The organism is Escherichia sp. 93.1518 (genome assembly GCF_013368915.2).
Lineage (GTDB): Bacteria > Pseudomonadota > Gammaproteobacteria > Enterobacterales > Enterobacteriaceae > Escherichia > Escherichia ruysiae.
In genome coordinates, this window is record NZ_JABWMT020000003.1 from 134,656 (window position 1) to 155,177 (window position 20,522).

The window sequence follows — 20,522 nt, forward strand, 5'->3', positions numbered from 1 at the left end:
ATATTGTTCCGGGTTTATATGCGACTGCTTAACCGTCTTAACCAGTATCAACGTCTGTGGCAACCTTCTGCCGGAGAGCCGCAATCCGTCACCGTCAGCGAACTGGCCGAACGCTGTTTTTGCAGCGAACGCCATGTGCGTACACTATTACGTCAGGCTCAGGAGTCGGGATGGCTGGAGTGGCAGGCGCAGTCAGGACGAGGAAAGCGCGGGCAACTGCGTTTTCTGGTGACACCGGGATCCCTGCGTAATGCGATGATGGAACAGGCACTGGAAACGGGAAAGCAGCAAGATGTGCTGGAGCTGGCGCAACTGGCCCCAGGAGAGCTGCGCACTCTGTTACAGCCGTTTATGGGTGGACAATGGCAAAACGATACGCCGACGTTGCGTATTCCCTATTATCGCCCGCTCGAACCGCTACAACCGGGCTTTTTACCCGGTCGTGCCGAGCAGCATCTCGCCGGGCAGATATTTTCCGGCCTGACCCGCTTCGATAATAATACCCAGCGCCCGATTGGCGATTTAGCGCATCACTGGGAAACCTCTGCTGACGGGTTACGCTGGGACTTTTATCTTCGTTCAACCCTACACTGGCATAACGGCGATGCAGTAAAAGCCTCACACTTACACCAGCGATTATTGATGCTGTTACAACTGCCAGCACTGGATCAATTATTTATTAGCGTGAAGCGTATTGAGGTCACCCATCCGCAGTGTCTGACCTTCTTTTTACATCGCCCCGATTACTGGCTTGCTCACCGGCTGGCGAGCTATTGCAGCCATCTGGCGCATCCGCAATTCCCACTGATCGGCACGGGTCCTTTTCGCTTAACAAAATTCACAGCGGAACTGGTGCGACTCGAAAGCCATGATTATTACCATTTACGTCATCCGCTGCTTAAAGCGGTTGAGTACTGGATAACCCCACCACTTTTTGAAAAAGATTTGGGAACCAGTTGTCAGCATCCAGTACAAATAACCATCGGTAAACCTGAAGAGTTGCCACGGGTCAGCCAGGTCAGTAGCGGCATCAGTTTAGGTTTTTGCTATTTAACGTTGCGCAAAAGTCCCCGACTGTCCCTCTGGCAGGCGCGAAAAGTGATCTCCATTATCCATCAATCCGGTTTACTACAAACGTTAGAAGTCGGAGAAAATCTGATCACTGCCAGTAATGCATTGCTGCCTGGCTGGGCTATTCCACAATGGGATGTACCGGATGAGGTCAAACTACCAGAAACATTAACGCTGGCTTATCACCTGCCAGTGGAACTTCATGCAATGGCAGAACAATTACGAACGACGCTGGCAGCAGAAGGTTGCGAATTAACGACTGTTTTTCATAACGCGAAAAACTGGGACGACACTACCCCACTGGCACAGGCAGATTTGATGATGGGCGACAGGTTAATTGGCGAAGCGCCGGAATATACCCTGGAGCAATGGCTGCGTTGCGATCCACTCTGGTCATATGTTTTCGACGCTCCAGCATATGCACATCTGCAATCGACACTGGATACCGTGCAGTTGATGGCTGATGAAGAAAAGCGGAATAACGCGCTGAAAACCGTGTTTAGCCAGTTAATGGTAGAAGCAACGCTGACGCCGCTGTTCAATTATCACTATCGCATTAGCGCCCCGCCTGGAGTAAATGGTGTGCGACTGACACCGTGCGGCTGGTTTGAATTTACCGAAGCCTGGCTTCCCGCGCCGTCGCAATGAAGCACTGGTCGGGGTTAACCGCAGGCGTTACCATAACGTTTTTATCGATTTAGCAGGATTATCTATGAAACGTGCCGTCGTTGTGTTTAGTGGAGGTCAGGATTCAACCACCTGTCTGGTACAGGCATTGCAGCAATATGATGAAGTCCATTGCGTGACGTTCGATTACGGTCAGCGCCATCGCGCAGAGATTGACGTGGCACGCGAACTGGCATTGAAACTGGGTGCACGCGCGCATAAGGTGCTGGATGTGACGCTACTCAACGAGCTGGCGGTCAGCAGCCTGACGCGTGACAGCATTCCGGTGCCTGATTATGAACCTGAAGCCGATGGTATCCCGAATACGTTTGTCCCTGGGCGTAATATTTTGTTCCTGACGCTGGCGGCGATATATGCGTATCAGGTTAAAGCAGAAGCAGTGATCACCGGCGTCTGCGAAACGGATTTCTCCGGCTACCCGGATTGTCGTGATGAGTTTGTGAAAGCACTGAACCATGCCGTCAGTCTGGGTATGGCGAAAGATATTCGTTTTGAAACGCCGCTAATGTGGATTGATAAAGCGGAAACCTGGGCGCTGGCGGATTATTACGGCAAGCTGGATTTAGTACGTAACGAAACGCTAACCTGCTATAACGGCATTAAAGGCGACGGTTGCGGTCATTGTGCAGCGTGTAATTTACGCGCCAACGGTTTGAATCATTATCTGGCTGATAAGCCGGCGGTGATGGCAGCGATGAAGCAGAAAACCGGATTGCAGTAATTATTCGGGGTCTCGCCGGATGCGGCTTGAGCATCCGGCACAACAAAATTTTTACTGAACCATCTGCTCCAGTTTTTCGCGCAGTTCCCCTTCCAGAGCTAATGCTTTCTGCGTTTTGAGATCGATACAAACAAACGTGATAAGCGCATCTGCTACCACCTGCCCTTCCGGCTCAAGAGTAATGACCTGACTTAAGATTCCGCTTTTACCGTTTAATTGCTGCAACTGACTGGTAATGGTTAACAGGTCGCTTAATACCGCCGGGCGACGATAGTTAATATTGATATTGACCACGACGAAAGCGATGTTATGGGCGGTCATCCACTGAAAGCTGTCGCTATTTTCCAGCCCATCCCAGCGGGCTTCTTCGAGAAACTCAAGGTAGCGGGCGTTGTTAACGTGCTGGTAGACGTCGAGATGATATCCACGAACTTTGATTTGTGTTTGCATAGCGCAATAACCTTACGTTGTTGTTATAAGAACTGTTATAAGTACAGAGGTCATAACTGGTATGACCTCTTCAGTCTGGCAAAAAATTGCCACTATGCAAATTAATTACAGGGTTAATACCGCCAGATTACGTTCCACCAGCGAATTGCCCATTCCCGGCACCTGTTTTAGATCCTCCACCGTTTTAAACGGGCCGTACTCTTCGCGATAACTGACAATTGCCTGCGCTTTCTTCAGGCCAACGCCATTCATCGCGCGGGCTAACTCTTCCGCGCTGGCATTATTAATGCTGACCCTGGTGCCTTCTTCGTCACTGGCTTTTGCCGGTACTGCCGCTTTGCTTTGTGCTGCAGGGGCTTCCGCTGCCGGTTTCGCCGCAGGAGCTGCTGCCAGCGCACTATGAGACATTCCGGCACAGGCCAGGGACAGGGTAATGAACAATGCTTTAATTCCGTGTTTCATACTGTTTTCTCCTTGTTTGTTAACAGTGGAATCACCTTAACGGCAGTGAAAACAGTAAACAAATGGCAATGTTCAGAAATGGAAAAGGCCGCGAAAGCGACCTTTTCTTGTTACAGCTGCAAAGCATTTTTTTGCGAGGCGGCTTCAGGATTATTGCTGTTCCAGCGCATCGCCAATTTTGATTTTCGCCTCTTTACGCAGGTTACTCATCAGAGCTTCAAAGACGATTTGTGCGTTGTTCTGGGTGATACCCTGCACCATCGCTTTTTTCTGATCTTCCGGCATAGAACCTTGTTTCACTTCGTCCAGCGCCAGCAGAACGACATTGCCTTGCATATCGATCGCCATACCGTAGCTCGGTTTGTCTTTCGCTGGCAGTGGCAGTGCAAACGCGGCCTGGCTAATCGGGTCACGGCCGGAACGGCTTAAGGTTTTCGGCTCGCCAAATTTCAGACCAGCTGCCTGCATAGCTTCCGCACCTTTGCCCGCTTTCAAATCAACCAGCAGTTTTTCAGCATCCACTTTCGCCTGTTGCTCAGCTTTGTTGTGCTGAACCAGTGCCTTAACTTGTTCCTGAACATCTGCCAGCGGTTTCACTGCTTCCGGTTTGTGCTCGCTGATGCGCAGTACGAATGCGCGATCGCCGTCTACAGTGATGATGTCAGAGTTGATGCCCGGCGCGCCGTTTTCACCTACCAGACCGCCGTTAAAGATAGCGTCTGCCACCGGCTTGAAGTTTAACTCTTCCGGCAGGTTATCTTTGCTGAACCAGCCAGTCTGAGTGGCTTTAACGCCCGCAGCCTGCTCTGCACCAGCCAGAGATTCGGTGTCGTTGCTTGCCGCATCGCTCACTTTCTGCTGCAGCGCGTAGTACGCATCGAGGGCTTTTTCGTGTTTCACTTTCGCCGCAATGTCGTCACGTACTTCGTCTAACGATTTCACTTTCGCTGGCTGAATGTCGTCCAGACGTACAATCAGGAAACCGACCGAAGATTTGATGACACCAGACAGTTGGCCTTTTTCTTTCAGACCGGCATTTTTCAGTTCGTCCGGGATAGTGGCATCTTCTAACCACCCCATATCGCCGCCGTTACGGGCAGAGATAATATCGGCAGATTTTTCTTTTGCTAACGCAGCAAAATCACCGCCTTTATTCAGCTCCTCAAGTACTGCTTTCGCTTCATCTTCAGTTTTAGTCTGGATGATGCTGTAGCGGGTACGCTGTGGCTGGGTGAATTGATCCTGATGCTGATCGTAGTAGCTCTGGATATCCGCATCGCTAACCGGTTGCTGCATCGTGGCGGCATCCAGCTTGATGTAGCTCACGCGGAACTGTTCCGGAGTCATGAAATTGTTTTTGTTTTGCTCGTAGTAGCTGGTGATTTCTGGTTCGGTCACAGCTTGTTTAGCTGCCAGCGCGTTAACGTCGATAGTCGCTTCACGCACTACACGTTGTTGAGCTACCAGTGCCGCCAGTTCGTCGGTTTCACCTTTCAACATAAAGTCGGTGCCGGCAACGCCAGCAATCAGCTGTTGGGTGGTGAGCTGGTTACGCAGCGCCTGCGCGTATTGATCGGCACTCATTCCCATTCGGTTAAGGATATCGTTGTAGCGGCTGTTATCGAACTTGCCGTCAACCTGGAAAGCCGGAGTTGCGAAAATCGCCTGTTTAACCTGCTCATCGCTGATACCCAGTTTTAGTTCACGAGCGTACTGATCCAGCAGCGCCTCGTCGATCAGACGATTCAGCACCTGTTGACGCAGGGTTTTCATATAGCCTTCGTTCGCCGCCAGCTCAGAGTATTGATCGCCCAACTGTTGCTGCATACGATTACGCTCGCTGTTGAAGGCGTTCTCGAACTGCCCACGGCTGATTTCCTGGTCATTCACTTTTGCGGCGTAGTTATTGCCTGCGCCAATCAGGTAACCACTCACGCCGGTCAATATGAACGACACGATAATGATACCGAAAATAATCTTGAGCACGAGACTGTTTGCAGCCGTGCGTAAGCTGTCCATCATGGTGTAACAACACTCCGCTGTAGATGACTGTGTACCTCACGCAACATATCGCTGCGCGCAAAGGCCTATTGTGACAAGAAACGGGGGCAATTGTCAGCCCACAATGCGCAGAAAGTCACGGAATACAAATAAAAAAGGCACATCAGTAGATGCGCCCTTGAACTTCGTCACATCCCCAATGGGGACAACACTTAGTTTACCGCGTCTTTCAGTGCTTTACCTGCACGGAAGCTCGGTACTTTAGCTGCAGCGATAGTGATCTCTTTACCGGTCTGCGGGTTGCGACCAGTACGGGCGGCACGCTCTTTAACGGCAAAAGTACCAAAACCTACCAGTGCTACATCATCCCCTTCTTTCAGGGATTCAGTTACGGAAGCAATAATAGCATCTAACGCACGGCCAGCCGCAGCTTTAGAGATATCAGCCCCTGCAGCAATCTTGTCAATCAATTGAGATTTATTCACTCTTCTCTTCCTCTTTATAATTTATCTCGCACTTGAATCCTTCAAGGTGCGAACGCGCAGCAGTTATATCAGGCCAGCCATCCCCTTACAACACCCCTTAATAAGGGCAAGCCTAATCCGCCCTCTAACTTAACGAGACAAAAAAAGGCTGGCAAGTCCGAATTGGCCCGCCAGCCCTTTTTTTATTAGTGCAATTTGCGCAAGGTCACTATTTTGCAGTCACAACCTGCATACCAGACGGTTCATTTTGCAGCGCCAGAGTCAGAACTTCCTCAATGCGCTTCACAGGATGAATGTCCAGATCGGCAATCACGTTGTCCGGAATCTCTTCCAGATCGCGTTTATTTTCGAACGGAATTAACACTGTTTTAATCCCGCCGCGATGCGCAGCCAGCAGTTTTTCTTTCAAACCACCGATTGGCAACACCTGACCACGCAGAGTAATCTCGCCAGTCATCGCCACATCGGCGCGAACCGGGTTACCGGTCAGGCAAGAAACCAGCGCAGTGCACATGGCAATACCGGCACTCGGACCATCTTTCGGCGTCGCACCTTCCGGTACGTGAACGTGGATGTCGCGTTTTTCGTAAAAATCAGGGTTGATCCCCAGTTTTTCCGCACGCGCACGAACCACCGTTAACGCCGCCTGAATGGACTCCTGCATTACTTCACCAAGCGATCCGGTATAGGTCAGTTTACCTTTGCCCGGGACGCACGCGGTTTCAATGGTCAACAAGTCGCCGCCCACTTCCGTCCACGCCAGACCCGTTACCTGACCGACACGGTTTTCGTTATCTGCGCGACCATAGTCGAAACGCTGAACACCGAGGTAGTCATGCAGGTTATCGCCGTTAATTTCGATATGTTTTAGAGACTTATCGAGCAGTAACTGCTTAACCGCTTTACGGCACAGTTTGGAGATTTCACGCTCCAGACCACGCACGCCCGCCTCACGGGTGTAGTAACGAATAATGCCGATAATGGCGCTATCGTCGACGGTCAGCTCACCTTTTTTCAGTGCATTACGTTCAATCTGCTTCGGCAGCAGGTGACGTTTGGCGATGTTCAGTTTTTCATCTTCGGTATAACCGGAGAGGCGAATCACTTCCATACGATCCAGCAGCGGTGCCGGAATGTTCATGGAATTCGACGTCGCGACAAACATCACGTCGCTAAGGTCGTAATCCACTTCCAGGTAGTGGTCGCTGAACGCGACGTTCTGCTCTGGATCCAGCACTTCAAGCAGTGCGGAGGCCGGATCGCCACGCATGTCAGAAGACATTTTGTCGATCTCATCGAGCAGGAACAGCGGGTTTTTAACGCCCACTTTCGCCATTTTCTGGATCAATTTACCCGGCATAGAACCGATGTAAGTACGGCGGTGACCACGGATTTCCGCTTCATCACGCACGCCGCCCAGCGCCATACGGACATATTTACGTCCGGTAGCTTTGGCGATGGACTGCCCCAGAGAAGTTTTACCTACCCCCGGCGGCCCAACCAGGCAAAGGATCGGCCCCTTGATTTTGTTTACACGGCTTTGAACCGCAAGATACTCAAGGATGCGATCTTTCACGCGCTCCAGACCATAATGGTCGGTATCAAGGATTTCCTGCGCCTGACGCAGGTCTTTTTTGACCTTGCTACGCGCATTCCACGGCACCTGCACCATCCAGTCGATATAGCCACGCACCACGGTCGCTTCTGCCGACATCGGAGACATCATTTTCAGCTTCTGCAGTTCTGCTTCCGCTTTCTCTTTTGCCTCTTTCGGCATTTTCGCCGCGTCGATTTTGCGCTTCAGGGCTTCGTTTTCGTCCGGCGCATCGTCCATTTCACCGAGTTCTTTCTGAATAGCTTTCATTTGCTCGTTCAGATAGTACTCACGCTGGGATTTCTCCATCTGCTTTTTAACGCGGTTGCGAATGCGTTTCTCAACCTGCAGCAGATCGATTTCCGATTCCATCATCGCCATCAGATATTCCAGACGTTCGTTAACGTCGGACATCTCAAGAACGGACTGTTTGTCAGCCAGTTTCAGCGGCATATGCGCGGCAATGGTATCCGCCAGGCGCGCCGGATCGTCAATGCTGTTCAGCGACGTCAGCACTTCTGGTGGGATTTTTTTGTTCAGTTTGATGTAGCCTTCGAACTGGCTGATTGCGGTACGCACCAGCACTTCCTGTTCCCGCTCATCAATGGTAGGCGACTCCAGATACTCCGCCTTCGCAGAAAAGTGTTCGCCATTGTCAGAGAGCGCAGAAATACGCGCGCGCTGTAACCCCTCGACCAGCACTTTGACGGTGCCGTCAGGCAGTTTCAGCATCTGCAATATAGAGGCCACGGTCCCGACGGTGAAAAGATCGTTTACACCCGGCTCATCCGTTGAGGCTTCTTTCTGCGCGACCAGCATAATTTTTTTATCATGGTCCATCGCCGCTTCCAGACAACGGATAGATTTTTCCCGCCCGACAAATAAGGGGATGACCATGTGCGGATAAACCACCACATCGCGCAGCGGCAATACGGGGATTTCAATGCGTTCAGAACGCTCAGGATTCATAGAGCTCTCTCTTAGTTTAATTTCCGCCAGGTAATCAGATGACACGACTGTGCTTCACGCCATCTATTAACATGTACGTCAGTATATGGGGATGTTTCCCCCACATTCAACGTCGAGAATAGAGGAAAAATTAAAGGGGAGATAAAATCCCCCCTTTTTGGTTAACTAATTGTATGGGAATGGTTAATCATTCACCAGATGCCTGCTGAGCTTCCGGCTTGCCATAAATCAGCAACGGTTTGCTTTGGCCATCAATTACCGACTCGTCGATAACCACTTTTTCGACATCTTCCATGGACGGCAGATCGTACATGGTATCGAGCAGCGCAGCTTCTACGATGGAACGCAGACCACGGGCACCGGTTTTACGCGCCATCGCTTTCTTAGCAATAGCATCCAGCGCCTCGTCACGGAATTCCAGATCCACGCCTTCCAGATTAAACAGCGCCTGATACTGCTTGGTCAGGGCGTTTTTCGGCTCTTTGAGGATCTGAATCAGGGCTTCTTCGCTCAGTTCATTCAGCGTTGCGACAACTGGCAGACGACCGATGAACTCAGGGATCAGACCAAACTTGATCAGATCTTCCGGTTCAACCTGCGCCAGCAGCTCGCCTTCGCTTGCTTTGTCGGATTTCGCTTTTACCGTCGCGCCAAAACCAATGCCGGAGCCGGTTTCTACACGATGGGAAATGACTTTATCCAGACCAGCGAACGCACCACCACAGATAAACAGGATCTTAGAGGTATCAACCTGCAAGAATTCCTGCTGCGGGTGTTTACGCCCGCCCTGCGGTGGAACGGCGGCAACCGTACCTTCGATCAGTTTCAACAGTGCCTGCTGTACGCCTTCACCGGAAACGTCTCGGGTAATAGAAGGATTGTCCGACTTACGAGAAATTTTGTCGATTTCATCGATGTAGACAATCCCGCGCTGCGCTTTCTGTACGTCATAGTCGCACTTCTGCAACAGCTTCTGAATGATATTTTCAACGTCTTCGCCCACATAACCGGCTTCGGTCAGCGTGGTCGCGTCGGCCATGGTGAACGGAACGTCCAGCAGGCGCGCCAGCGTTTCTGCCAGCAGCGTTTTACCAGAACCGGTCGGACCGATCAGCAGAATGTTACTTTTGCCCAACTCGACACCATTGCTGGTATCGCCGTTGCGCAGACGTTTGTAGTGGTTGTATACCGCGACCGCCAGCACTTTTTTCGCCTGTTCCTGACCGATAACGTAATCGTCCAGGTGGTTGCGAATTTCATGCGGCGTCGGTAGCGCACTGCGTTCACGATGCGGTGCAACTTCTTTAATCTCTTCGCGAATGATGTCATTACATAAATCAACACATTCGTCGCAGATATACACGGATGGACCGGCAATCAGCTTGCGCACTTCATGCTGGCTTTTGCCGCAAAAAGAGCAATACAGCAATTTGCCTGAGCCATCTTTGCGTTTATCTGTCATGGGTCAAAACCTCTTCTTTGTTCTTTGTGCCGCACACGACGACGCAAATGCCATTCTCAGGCGCAAGCCGCTTACAGCGTTGTGCCGCCCTGAATAAGTATAGCGGCACAGTTGCGCCTCTGGCATCAATTACGATGGGTCAGAATCGAATCGACCAGACCGTATTCCACCGCTTCAGGGGCGGAAAGGAAGCGATCGCGCTCGGTATCACGTTCAATCTGTTCTAATGATTGACCCGTATGAAGCGCCATAAGTTCATTCATGCGCCCTTTAACTTTCAGAATTTCACGGGCATGAATTTCGATATCGGTCGCCTGGCCCTGATAGCCGCCCAACGGCTGGTGAATCATCACGCGCGAATTCGGCAGGCAGAAACGTTTACCTTTTGCCCCTGCGGTCAACAAGAAAGCGCCCATCGAGGCCGCCTGGCCCATACAGATGGTGCTGACATCAGGCTTGATAAACTGCATGGTGTCATAGATAGACATCCCGGCAGTGATCACCCCGCCTGGGGAGTTAATGTACAGATAGATATCTTTTTCTGGATTTTCTGCTTCCAGGAACAGCATCTGCGCCACAATCAGGTTAGCCATGTGGTCTTCAACCTGGCCAGTCAGAAAAATGACGCGTTCCTTAAGTAGACGAGAATAGATATCAAAAGAGCGCTCACCGCGTGAGGTCTGTTCAATGACCATCGGCACCAGCGCCATATGGGGTGCAAAGTTATCTCGTTCGCCGCTGTATGACATTTCCGTCTCCTGGATAAAATTGAAAAAACCTGCTGTACCGATTGTAACCTTATGGACGGATTATCAGCTAGTCCCTGTGTTATGGGTACGGCATCATCCTATTTCAAGCATAACAATCTTTTGTTGTTACGCTAACACCGAAAGAGGGTTTTCGCACGGTTCCATGCAAAATTCATGACAAAAAAAAAGCCCACCACCTGGCGGTGACGGGCCTTTGTGCGAATTTAGCGCGTTATGCTGCTTAAATTACGCCTGCTGGTTCATCAGCTCGTTGAAAGTGGTTTCTTTTTCAGTCACTTTCGCTTTCGCCAGTACAGCTTCAACAGCCTGTTCTTCCAGAGCAACATTGCGCATGTTGTCCATCAGTTCTTTGTTTTTGCTGTAGAATTCGATAACTTCTTTCGGATCTTCGTATGCAGAAGCCATCTCTTCGATCAGGCCTTTCACACGCTCTTCGTCAGCTTTCAGCTCGTTGGTGCGGATAACTTCACCCAGCAGCAGGCCAACAACTACGCGGCGTTTAGCCTGTTCTTCGAACAGTTCACGCGGCAGTTCCAGAGCTTGTTTCTCGTTGCCACCGAAACGCTGTGCAGCCTGACGACGCAGAACGTCGATTTCGCTGTCGATCAGCGCAGCCGGTACGTCGATGTCGTTAGCTTTTACCAGACCTTCGATCGCCTGAGACTTAACGCGGTTACGGATGGCGCTCTTCAGCTCGCGTTCCATGTTTTTACGCACTTCAGCGCGCAGACCTTCTACGGAACCATCTTCAACACCGAAACGTTTGATGAATTCAGCAGTCAGTTCCGGCAGTTCACGCTCTTCAACTTTCTTCAGGTTGATAGCGAATTTCGCTGCTTTACCTTTCAGGTTTTCTGCGTGGTACTCTTCCGGGAAGGTTACGTCGATAGTGAACTCTTCGCCCGCTTTGTGGCCTTTAATACCGTCTTCAAAGCCCGGAATCATACGACCCTGGCCCATCGCCAGTACGAAATCAGACGCTTTACCGCCTTCGAACTCTTCGCCGTCTACAGAACCAGTGAAGTCGATGGTCACACGGTCTTCTGCTTCGACAGCGCCGTCTTTTTCTTTCCAGGTCGCCTGCTGTTTACGCAGAGTATCTAACATGCCGTCAACGTCAGCGTCGGTCACTTCAACGATCGGTTTTTCAACTTCGATCGCTTCCAGACCCTGCAGTTCAACTTCCGGATAAACTTCAAACTCTACAGAGTAGGTGAAGTCTTCACCCAGCTTGTATTCGCCCGGAACGTAAGTCGGTGCGCCAGCCGGATTGATTTTTTCTTTAATGATGGCGTCAATGAAGTTACGGCTCATCAGGTCACCCAGAACGTCCTGGCGTACAGACGCGCCATAACGCTGAGCAACGATATTCATTGGCACTTTGCCTTTGCGGAAGCCGTCAATACGTACTTTTTTCGCAACGTTGACCAGCTCGCTTTTAACAGCGGTCTCGATGCTGTCAGCAGCGATAGTAATCGTTACACGGCGGCCAAGGCCTTGAGTGGTTTCAACTGAAACTTGCATCTTGTTACCTCAAAAAATCACAGTGCTCGGTCAACTCTTACCCCGCAAGCACAGGTTGTTGGCTTCGCGGAACCGGGATGTTCTTATAATCAATCACATTCCCTGTTACCAGAATCATCCCGAAAGCATTCAAATAGGACGCGGCATTATAGCGGCATCACTTTTATGAGTCGAGAACGGTTATTGCGCGCTGCCGCGTATTTTTTCACAATTCCCAGGTAATTTTCGTCTGAATGCTGGGCAAAAAGCGCAAAATCCAGACAAAACAAAACGGCCCGCAGGCCGTTTTTCATAAAATCTTTAACAACATACTGGAAAAACGCTAACTGTTGCAAATGCGTTTAGGCAATGCTTCCTGCTCCACGACAGGGAGGAGAAGCAAAGATGGTATCCTGCAATCCTTCCCACTCTTTAATGGTATAAGTATGCAGAGCCAGCGCATGAACGGTAGTAGAGAGTTCCTCCGCTAAAGTACTGTAAATCATTCGATGACGATTCAGAAAACGTTCACCCATAAAACGATCGCTGACCAGCACAACTTTAAAATGGCTTTCAGAGCCGGCTGGGACATTGTGACGATAGCTTTCATCCACAACTTCGAGGAATACGGGTTGGAACGCCGTCCTTAATTTTTCTTCTATCCGCTCACGTATCATCATGAAATATCTCCTCCGACAACGCTGAGATGTCACCCATCCCTTTAAATACTAGCCGCTTTAACCGTTTCCATTACAGCTTAACAACAAATAATTAGCTTTCATCCTGTTTTTTCTGTCAAGCGTATGAAGTTTACTGATTTAAAGATTGATTCACAGGCTTCACATCGGTGTTTCTTATACCCAAGGCGATTATTTCGTCAACATAATGAATTTACATGTCTTACCCACTTCCCCTCGTCGTTGGCGATGTTATGATGGCGGGAATCTTTACCAAACACGCTAAAAAGTCTCTGAGAGCCAGAACATGTTCAAAAAAATCCTCTTCCCGTTAGTTGCTCTGTTTATGCTTGCAGGATGTGCAAAACCGCCAACAACCATTGAAGTTTCTCCGACGATGACGCTGCCACAGCAAGATCCAAGCCTGATGGGCATCACCGTTAGCATTAATGGTGCCGATCAGCGTACCGATCAGGCGCTGGCAAAAGTCACCCGCGATAATCAAATCGTTACCCTGACCGCCTCCCGCGATCTGCGTTTCCTGCTGCAAGAAGTACTGGAAAAACAGATGACCGCGCGTGGTTACATGGTTGGTCCGAATGGCCCGGTTAATCTGCAAATCATCGTTAGCCAACTGTATGCTGACGTGTCCCAGGGCAACGTGCGCTACAACATTGCTACCAAAGCAGATATCGCCATCATTGCCACCGCGCAGAATGGCAACAAAATGACTAAAAACTATCGTGCCAGCTACAACGTTGAAGGTGCGTTCCAGGCCTCCAACAAAAACATCGCTGATGCGGTTAACAGTGTGCTGACCGACACCATTGCTGATATGTCTCAGGACACCAGCATCCACGAATTTATCAAGCAGAACGCACGTTAATTTCTGCCCTCTGGCCCGGTGTAAATCGGGCCTGTAGACGCCCATGTCCAGTCAATATTTACGTATTTTCCAACAGCCACGTTCAGCTATTTTGCTGATCCTGGGTTTTGCTTCCGGGCTGCCGCTCGCCCTGACATCCGGCACGTTACAGGCGTGGATGACAGTCGAGAATATCGATCTTAAAACCATTGGTTTCTTCTCTCTGGTGGGCCAGGCTTACGTATTTAAATTTCTCTGGTCGCCGCTGATGGACCGCTATACCCCGCCGTTCCTCGGACGTCGACGCGGATGGCTGCTCGCTACGCAAGCGTTGCTGTTACTGGCGATTGCGGCGATGGGTTTTCTCGAACCAGGTACGCAACTTCGCTGGATGGCGGCACTGGCGGTGGTTATCGCTTTTTGCTCCGCTTCTCAGGATATTGTCTTTGATGCGTGGAAAACGGATGTACTTCCTGCGGAAGAACGCGGTGCAGGTGCAGCAATCAGCGTGCTGGGTTACCGTTTAGGGATGCTGGTTTCTGGTGGTTTAGCCTTATGGCTGGCAGATAAATGGCTGGGCTGGCAAGGCATGTACTGGTTGATGGCGGCTCTGCTGATCCCCTGCATTATCGCAACGTTGCTTGCGCCAGAACCAACCGACACCATTCCTGTACCCAAAACGCTGGAACAAGCCGTTGTAGCACCGTTGCGTGATTTCTTTGGCCGCAATAACGCATGGCTGATTCTGCTTTTAATCGTGCTGTATAAGCTGGGCGATGCTTTCGCCATGAGTCTGACTACCACCTTTTTGATTCGCGGCGTCGGGTTTGATGCCGGTGAAGTAGGCGTGGTTAACAAAACGCTCGGTCTGCTGGCGACCATCGTCGGCGCGTTGTACGGTGGTATTCTGATGCAGCGTCTTTCGCTGTTCCGTGCATTACTGATTTTCGGCCTTTTACAAGGTGCGTCCAACGCCGGTTACTGGCTGCTTTCGGTGACTGATAAGCATCTCTACAGCATGGGCGCAGCCGTCTTTTTCGAAAACCTGTGTGGCGGGATGGGCACATCGGCATTTGTGGCGCTGTTAATGACGCTGTGTAATAAGTCATTCTCCGCTACTCAGTTTGCCCTGCTCTCGGCGCTTTCCGCTGTCGGACGGGTTTATGTCGGCCCCGTGGCGGGCTGGTTTGTTGAATCACACGGCTGGTCGACATTCTATCTTTTCTCCGTCGCCGCCGCCGTACCTGGGCTTATTTTACTGCTGGTTTGCCGCCAGACGCTTGAATATACACGGGTCAACGACAACTTTATCCCACGTACCGAATATCCGTCAGGTTATGCTTTTGCCATGTGGACACTGGCGGCGGGCGTCAGTCTGTTAGCCGTGTGGTTACTGTTGTTGACGCTGGACGCGCTGGATTTGACGCACTTCTCTTTCCTGCCAGCTCTGCTGGAAGTCGGCGTTTTAGTCGCCCTGGGCGGCGTCGTGCTTGGTGGTTTTCTGGATTATCTGGCGCTACGAAAAACGCATCTGACGTAATCTGTGAATATAATTTAGCTGTAGTAATCACACGACGTAATTATTACGGCTAAATAAGCATCAGTATCGCTTAATAATATTTGTTCTTTTGTGCGGCTTAGATTTCGGAAATTATTGACGTAATTTATATGTTTTATTTTTTTACACGATTCAGCTAATGACTCTTTATTTTTCCACGCCAGCTTTGTCACTTTCATGATAATTATTTGTTAAATAATTGTTTTATTTTCGATTGGTTATACCAATTGCCATCCCCACCACCTTCTGCACTCCCCTTTCGTTATAACGCCCTTTTGCAACAGGTTCTTAAAATCAACCTGATATGTTTTGCAACATATGTGACCTGACAGCCAAATCCAAGTAACAGGAATTTAATCATGTTTACAGTAATGTAACCTTCCCGTAAAATGCCCACACACTTTAAACGCCACCAGATCCCGTGGAATTGAGGTCGTTAAATGAGACTCAGGAAATACAATAAAAGTTTGGGATGGTTGTCATTATTTGCAGGCACTGTATTGCTCAGTGGTTGTAATTCTGCGCTGTTAGATCCCAAAGGACAGATTGGTCTGGAGCAACGTTCACTGATACTGACGGCATTTGGCCTGATGTTGATTGTCGTTATTCCCGCAATCTTGATGGCTGTTGGTTTCGCCTGGAAGTACCGTGCGAGCAATAAAGATGCTAAGTACAGCCCGAACTGGTCACACTCCAATAAAGTGGAAGCTGTGGTCTGGACGGTGCCTATCTTAATCATCATCTTCCTTGCAGTACTGACCTGGAAAACCACTCACGCTCTTGAGCCTAGCAAGCCGCTGGCACACGACGAGAAGCCCATTACCATCGAAGTGGTTTCCATGGACTGGAAATGGTTCTTCATCTACCCGGAACAGGGCATTGCAACCGTGAATGAAATCGCTTTCCCGGCGAACACTCCGGTGTACTTCAAAGTGACCTCCAACTCCGTGATGAACTCCTTCTTTATTCCGCGTCTGGGTAGCCAGATTTATGCCATGGCCGGTATGCAGACTCGCCTGCATCTGATCGCCAACGAACCCGGTACTTATGACGGTATCTCTGCCAGCTACAGCGGCCCGGGCTTCTCAGGCATGAAGTTCAAAGCTATCGCAACGCCGGATCGTGCCGCATTCGACCAATGGGTCGCAAAAGCCAAACAGTCGCCGAACACCATGTCTGACATGGCTGCGTTCGAAAAACTGGCCGCGCCTAGCGAATACAACCAGGTGGAATATTTCTCCAACGTGAAACCAGATTTGTTTGCCGATGTGATTAACAAGTTTATGGCTCACGGTAAGAGCATGGACATGACCCAGCCAGAAGGTGAGCACAGCGCACACGAAGGTATGGAAGGCATGGACATGAGCCACGCGGAATCCGCCCATTAAAGGGGTTGAGGAAGAATAAAGATGTTCGGAAAATTATCACTTGATGCAGTCCCGTTCCATGAACCTATCGTCATGGTTACGATCGCTGCCATTATTTTGGGAGGTCTGGCGCTCGTTGGCCTGATCACTTACTTCGGTAAGTGGACCTACCTGTGGAAAGAGTGGCTGACCTCCGTCGACCATAAACGCCTTGGTATCATGTATATCATCGTGGCAATTGTGATGCTGCTGCGTGGTTTTGCTGACGCCATTATGATGCGTAGCCAGCAGGCCCTTGCCTCGGCGGGCGAAGCTGGCTTCCTGCCGCCTCACCACTACGATCAGATCTTCACCGCGCACGGCGTGATTATGATCTTCTTCGTGGCGATGCCTTTCGTTATCGGTCTGATGAACCTGGTGGTTCCGCTGCAGATCGGCGCGCGTGACGTTGCGTTCCCGTTCCTCAACAACTTAAGCTTCTGGTTTACCGTTGTTGGTGTGATTCTGGTTAACGTTTCTCTCGGCGTGGGCGAGTTTGCGCAGACCGGCTGGCTGGCCTATCCACCGCTATCGGGAATAGAGTACAGTCCAGGGGTCGGTGTCGATTACTGGATATGGAGTCTCCAGCTATCCGGTATTGGTACGACGCTAACCGGTATCAACTTCTTCGTTACCATTCTGAAGATGCGCGCACCGGGCATGACCATGTTCAAGATGCCAGTATTTACCTGGGCATCACTGTGCGCAAACATTCTGATTATTGCTTCCTTTCCAATTCTGACGGTTACCGTCGCGTTGTTGACCCTGGATCGCTATCTGGGCACCCATTTCTTTACCAACGATATGGGTGGCAACATGATGATGTACATCAACCTGATTTGGGCATGGGGACACCCGGAAGTTTACATCCTGATCCTGCCTGTTTTCGGTGTGTTCTCCGAAATTGCGGCAACCTTCTCGCGTAAACGTCTGTTTGGTTATACCTCGCTGGTATGGGCAACCGTCTGTATCACCGTGCTGTCGTTCATCGTCTGGCTGCACCACTTCTTTACGATGGGTGCGGGCGCGAACGTAAACGCCTTCTTTGGTATCACCACAATGATTATCGCCATCCCGACCGGGGTGAAGATCTTCAACTGGCTGTTCACCATGTATCAGGGGCGCATCGTGTTCCATTCCGCGATGCTGTGGACCATCGGTTTTATCGTCACCTTCTCGGTGGGCGGTATGACTGGCGTCCTGCTGGCAGTACCGGGCGCGGACTTCGTTCTGCATAACAGCCTGTTCCTGATTGCGCACTTCCATAACGTTATCATCGGCGGCGTGGTCTTCGGCTGCTTCGCAGGGATGACCTACTGGTGGCCTAAAGCGTTCGGTTTCAAACTGAACGAAACCTGGGGTAAACGCGCGTTCTGGTTCTGGATCATCGGCTTCTTCGTTGCCTTTATGCCGCTGTATGCGCTGGGCTTTATGGGTATGACCCGTCGTTTGAGCCAGCAGATTGACCCGCAGTTCCACACTATGCTGATGATTGCAGCCAGCGGTGCGGTACTGATTGCGCTGGGTATTCTCTGCCTCGTGATTCAGATGTACGTTTCTATTCGCGACCGCGACCAGAACCGTGACCTGACTGGCGACCCGTGGGGTGGCCGTACGCTGGAGTGGGCAACCTCTTCCCCGCCTCCGTTCTATAACTTTGCCGTTGTGCCACACGTTCACGAGCGTGATGCATTCTGGGAAATGAAAGAGAAAGGCGAAGCGTACAAAAAGCCTGACCACTATGAAGAAATTCATATGCCGAAAAACAGCGGTGCCGGTATCGTCATTGCGGCTTTCTCCACCATCTTCGGTTTCGCCATGATCTGGCATATCTGGTGGCTGGCGATTGTTGGCTTCGCAGGCATGATCATCACCTGGATCGTGAAAAGCTTCGACGAGGACGTGGATTACTACGTGCCGGTGGCAGAAATCGAAAAACTGGAAAACCAGCATTTCGATGAGATTACTAAGGCAGGGCTGAAAAATGGCAACTGATACTTTGACGCACGCGACTGCCCACGCGCACGAACACGGGCACCACGATGCAGGCGGAACCAAAATCTTCGGATTCTGGATCTACCTGATGAGCGACTGCATTCTGTTCTCCATCTTGTTTGCTACCTATGCCGTTCTGGTGAACGGCACCGCAGGCGGCCCGACAGGTAAGGACATTTTCGAACTGCCGTTCGTTCTGGTTGAAACCTTCTTGCTGTTGTTCAGCTCCATCACCTACGGCATGGCGGCTATCGCCATGTACAAAAACAACAAAAGCCAGGTTATCTCCTGGCTGGCGTTGACCTGGTTGTTTGGTGCCGGATTTATCGGGATGGAACTCTATGAATTCCATCACCTGATTGTTAACGACATGGGCCCGGATCGCAGCGGCTTCCTGTCAGCGTTCTTTGCGCTGGTCGGGACACACGGTCTGCACGTCACTTCCGGTCTTATTTGGATGGCGGTGCTGATGGTGCAAATCGCCCGTCGCGGCCTGACCAGCACTAACCGTACCCGCATCATGTGTCTGAGCCTGTTCTGGCACTTCCTGGATGTGGTGTGGATCTGTGTGTTCACTGTTGTTTATCTGATGGGGGCGATGTAATGAGTCATTCTAACGTGAGCGGCGGCGCATCCCATGGCAGCGTAAAAACCTATATGACAGGGTTTATCCTGTCGATCATTCTGACGGTGATTCCGTTCTGGATGGTGATGTCAGGTTCTGCCTCTCCGGCCGTAATTCTGGGAACAATCCTGGCAATGGCAGTGGTACAGGTTCTGGTGCATCTGGTGTGCTTCCTGCACATGAATACCAAATCAGATGAAGGCTGGAACATGACGGCGTTTGTCTTCACCGTGCTAATCATCGCTATCCTGGTTGTAGGCTCCATCTGGATCATGTGGAACCTTAACTACAACATGATGATGCACTAAGAGCGGCGGTTATGATGTTTAAGCAATACCTGCAAGTAACGAAACCAGGCATCATCTTTGGCAACCTGATCTCGGTGATAGGGGGATTCCTGCTGGCCTCAAAGGGCAGCATTGATTATCCCCTGTTTATCTACACGCTGGTTGGGGTGTCACTGGTTGTGGCGTCGGGTTGTGTGTTTAACAACTACATCGACAGGGATATCGACAGAAAGATGGAAAGGACGAAGAATCGGGTGCTGGTTAAAGGCCTGATCTCTCCTGCTGTCTCGCTGGTGTACGCCACCTTGCTGGGTATTGCTGGCTTTATGCTGCTGTGGTTTGGCGCGAATCCGCTGGCCTGCTGGCTGGGGGTGATGGGCTTTGTGGTTTATGTCGGCGTTTATAGCCTGTACATGAAACGCCACTCTGTCTACGGCACGTTGATTGGTTCTCTCTCCGGCGCAGCGCCGCCGGTGATTGGCTACTGTGCAGTGACAGGCGACTTCGATAGCGGTGCAGCAATCCTGCTGGCTATCTTCAGCCTGTGGCAAATGCCCCACTCTTATGCCATCGCCATTTTCCGCTTTAAGGATTATCAGGCGGCGAACATTCCGGTACTGCCGGTGGTGAAAGGCATTTCGGTAGCGAAGAACCACATCACGCTGTACATCATCGCCTTTGCTGTTGCCACGCTGATGCTCTCTCTTGGCGGTTACGCTGGATACAAATATCTGGTGGTCGCTGCGGCAGTCAGCGTCTGGTGGTTAGGTATGGCTCTGCGTGGTTATAAAGTTGCTGATGACCGAATCTGGGCGCGCAAGCTATTCGGCTTCTCTATCATCGCCATCACTGCCCTTTCGGTAATGATGTCCGTTGATTTTATGGTGCCGGACTCGCATACGCTGCTGGCTGCAGTTTGGTAACTGCGACTTCC

Annotated in this window: 18 protein-coding genes; 9 read left to right on the plus strand and 9 right to left on the minus strand. The window is 50.8% G+C overall.

Going from position 1 to position 20,522, the window contains the following annotated elements:
* Positions 1-18 precede the first annotated feature (18 nt).
* Both HEN21_RS03315 and queC read left to right on the plus strand, forming a co-directional pair.
* Positions 19-1,719, plus strand: coding sequence for an SgrR family transcriptional regulator (locus HEN21_RS03315; protein ID WP_176251660.1), 1,701 nt, complete (start codon positions 19-21; stop codon positions 1,717-1,719).
* A gap of 64 nt (positions 1,720-1,783) precedes the next feature.
* Positions 1,784-2,479, plus strand: a complete 696-nt coding sequence (queC, locus tag HEN21_RS03320; protein ID WP_000817223.1) for a 7-cyano-7-deazaguanine synthase QueC — start codon at positions 1,784-1,786, stop codon at positions 2,477-2,479.
* A gap of 51 nt (positions 2,480-2,530) precedes the next feature.
* Here queC and fadM read toward each other — a convergent pair whose 3' ends face one another.
* The 9 genes from fadM to bolA all read right to left on the minus strand — a co-directional run bounded on the left by fadM (position 2,531) and on the right by bolA (position 12,855).
* A complete protein-coding gene (fadM, locus tag HEN21_RS03325; protein ID WP_001194535.1) occupies positions 2,531-2,929 on the minus strand; it encodes a long-chain acyl-CoA thioesterase FadM in 399 nt (132 codons plus the stop codon).
* A 105-nt stretch (positions 2,930-3,034) separates the two neighbouring features.
* Positions 3,035-3,391, minus strand: a complete 357-nt coding sequence (locus HEN21_RS03330) for a helix-hairpin-helix domain-containing protein (RefSeq protein WP_105284663.1) — start codon at positions 3,389-3,391, stop codon at positions 3,035-3,037.
* A 150-nt stretch (positions 3,392-3,541) separates the two neighbouring features.
* Positions 3,542-5,413, minus strand: a complete 1,872-nt coding sequence (gene ppiD / locus HEN21_RS03335) for a peptidylprolyl isomerase (RefSeq protein ID WP_176251661.1) — start codon at positions 5,411-5,413, stop codon at positions 3,542-3,544.
* A 191-nt stretch (positions 5,414-5,604) separates the two neighbouring features.
* Entirely contained in the window at positions 5,605-5,895 is a 291-nt protein-coding gene (gene hupB, locus HEN21_RS03340) for a nucleoid-associated protein HU-beta (RefSeq protein WP_254892905.1), read from the minus strand.
* A gap of 190 nt (positions 5,896-6,085) precedes the next feature.
* A complete protein-coding gene (gene lon / locus HEN21_RS03345) occupies positions 6,086-8,440 on the minus strand; it encodes an endopeptidase La (RefSeq protein ID WP_001295325.1) in 2,355 nt (784 codons plus the stop codon).
* A gap of 187 nt (positions 8,441-8,627) precedes the next feature.
* Positions 8,628-9,902 (minus strand): ATP-dependent protease ATP-binding subunit ClpX, encoded by a 1,275-nt coding sequence (clpX, locus tag HEN21_RS03350; protein ID WP_000130305.1) that lies wholly within the window; start codon positions 9,900-9,902, stop codon positions 8,628-8,630.
* A 125-nt stretch (positions 9,903-10,027) separates the two neighbouring features.
* Positions 10,028-10,651 (minus strand): ATP-dependent Clp endopeptidase proteolytic subunit ClpP, encoded by a 624-nt coding sequence (clpP, locus tag HEN21_RS03355; RefSeq protein ID WP_000122253.1) that lies wholly within the window; start codon positions 10,649-10,651, stop codon positions 10,028-10,030.
* A gap of 246 nt (positions 10,652-10,897) precedes the next feature.
* Positions 10,898-12,196: a trigger factor gene (gene tig / locus HEN21_RS03360; RefSeq protein ID WP_001198386.1), complete on the minus strand. Its 1,299-nt coding sequence runs from the start codon at positions 12,194-12,196 to the stop codon at positions 10,898-10,900.
* Between the two features lie 341 nt (positions 12,197-12,537).
* The gene (gene bolA / locus HEN21_RS03365; RefSeq protein WP_000973458.1) at positions 12,538-12,855 is read right to left on the minus strand and encodes a transcriptional regulator BolA; all 318 of its coding nucleotides are present in this window, start codon (positions 12,853-12,855) and stop codon (positions 12,538-12,540) included.
* 304 nt (positions 12,856-13,159) lie between these two features.
* Here bolA and HEN21_RS03370 point away from each other — a divergent pair, with 304 nt between their 5' ends.
* The 7 genes from HEN21_RS03370 to cyoE all read left to right on the plus strand — a co-directional run bounded on the left by HEN21_RS03370 (position 13,160) and on the right by cyoE (position 20,511).
* Entirely contained in the window at positions 13,160-13,738 is a 579-nt protein-coding gene (locus HEN21_RS03370) for a lipoprotein (RefSeq protein ID WP_000473500.1), read from the plus strand.
* 43 nt (positions 13,739-13,781) lie between these two features.
* The gene (gene ampG / locus HEN21_RS03375; RefSeq protein ID WP_176251662.1) at positions 13,782-15,257 is read left to right on the plus strand and encodes a muropeptide MFS transporter AmpG; all 1,476 of its coding nucleotides are present in this window, start codon (positions 13,782-13,784) and stop codon (positions 15,255-15,257) included.
* 458 nt (positions 15,258-15,715) lie between these two features.
* Complete coding sequence (gene cyoA / locus HEN21_RS03380; protein ID WP_001239436.1) at positions 15,716-16,663, plus strand: cytochrome o ubiquinol oxidase subunit II; 948 nt, start codon at positions 15,716-15,718, stop codon at positions 16,661-16,663.
* 21 nt (positions 16,664-16,684) lie between these two features.
* Positions 16,685-18,676 carry a cytochrome o ubiquinol oxidase subunit I gene (cyoB, locus tag HEN21_RS03385; RefSeq protein ID WP_000467154.1) on the plus strand — a complete coding sequence of 664 codons (1,992 nt, stop codon included), beginning with the start codon at positions 16,685-16,687 and terminating at the stop codon, positions 18,674-18,676.
* Positions 18,666-19,280 carry a cytochrome o ubiquinol oxidase subunit III gene (locus tag HEN21_RS03390; RefSeq protein WP_000179822.1) on the plus strand — a complete coding sequence of 205 codons (615 nt, stop codon included), beginning with the start codon at positions 18,666-18,668 and terminating at the stop codon, positions 19,278-19,280. Before cyoB ends, HEN21_RS03390 begins: the two co-directional genes overlap by 11 nt.
* Positions 19,280-19,609 carry a cytochrome o ubiquinol oxidase subunit IV gene (locus HEN21_RS03395; protein ID WP_000019801.1) on the plus strand — a complete coding sequence of 110 codons (330 nt, stop codon included), beginning with the start codon at positions 19,280-19,282 and terminating at the stop codon, positions 19,607-19,609. Before HEN21_RS03390 ends, HEN21_RS03395 begins: the two co-directional genes overlap by 1 nt.
* Positions 19,610-19,620: 11 nt before the next feature.
* Positions 19,621-20,511 (plus strand): heme o synthase, encoded by an 891-nt coding sequence (gene cyoE, locus HEN21_RS03400; protein ID WP_000971333.1) that lies wholly within the window; start codon positions 19,621-19,623, stop codon positions 20,509-20,511.
* The last annotated feature ends 11 nt before the right edge of the window (positions 20,512-20,522 follow it).

Bases quoted from the DNA above. Each gene is read 5' to 3' on its own strand.
- HEN21_RS03330 (WP_105284663.1), bottom strand. From the start codon at position 3,391: ATGAAACACGGAATTAAAGCATTGTTCATTACCCTGTCCCTGGCCTGT.
- lon (WP_001295325.1), bottom strand. From the start codon at position 8,440: ATGAATCCTGAGCGTTCTGAACGCATTGAAATCCCCGTATTGCCGCTG.
- cyoB (WP_000467154.1), top strand. From the start codon at position 16,685: ATGTTCGGAAAATTATCACTTGATGCAGTCCCGTTCCATGAACCTATC.
- tig (WP_001198386.1), bottom strand. From the start codon at position 12,196: ATGCAAGTTTCAGTTGAAACCACTCAAGGCCTTGGCCGCCGTGTAACG.
- HEN21_RS03370 (WP_000473500.1), top strand. From the start codon at position 13,160: ATGTTCAAAAAAATCCTCTTCCCGTTAGTTGCTCTGTTTATGCTTGCA.
- ppiD (WP_176251661.1), bottom strand. From the start codon at position 5,413: ATGATGGACAGCTTACGCACGGCTGCAAACAGTCTCGTGCTCAAGATT.
- bolA (WP_000973458.1), bottom strand. From the start codon at position 12,855: ATGATGATACGTGAGCGGATAGAAGAAAAATTAAGGACGGCGTTCCAA.
- HEN21_RS03395 (WP_000019801.1), top strand. From the start codon at position 19,280: ATGAGTCATTCTAACGTGAGCGGCGGCGCATCCCATGGCAGCGTAAAA.
- queC (WP_000817223.1), top strand. From the start codon at position 1,784: ATGAAACGTGCCGTCGTTGTGTTTAGTGGAGGTCAGGATTCAACCACC.
- cyoA (WP_001239436.1), top strand. From the start codon at position 15,716: ATGAGACTCAGGAAATACAATAAAAGTTTGGGATGGTTGTCATTATTT.
- HEN21_RS03390 (WP_000179822.1), top strand. From the start codon at position 18,666: ATGGCAACTGATACTTTGACGCACGCGACTGCCCACGCGCACGAACAC.
- cyoE (WP_000971333.1), top strand. From the start codon at position 19,621: ATGATGTTTAAGCAATACCTGCAAGTAACGAAACCAGGCATCATCTTT.
- ampG (WP_176251662.1), top strand. From the start codon at position 13,782: ATGTCCAGTCAATATTTACGTATTTTCCAACAGCCACGTTCAGCTATT.
- HEN21_RS03315 (WP_176251660.1), top strand. From the start codon at position 19: ATGCGACTGCTTAACCGTCTTAACCAGTATCAACGTCTGTGGCAACCT.
- clpP (WP_000122253.1), bottom strand. From the start codon at position 10,651: ATGTCATACAGCGGCGAACGAGATAACTTTGCACCCCATATGGCGCTG.
- fadM (WP_001194535.1), bottom strand. From the start codon at position 2,929: ATGCAAACACAAATCAAAGTTCGTGGATATCATCTCGACGTCTACCAG.
- clpX (WP_000130305.1), bottom strand. From the start codon at position 9,902: ATGACAGATAAACGCAAAGATGGCTCAGGCAAATTGCTGTATTGCTCT.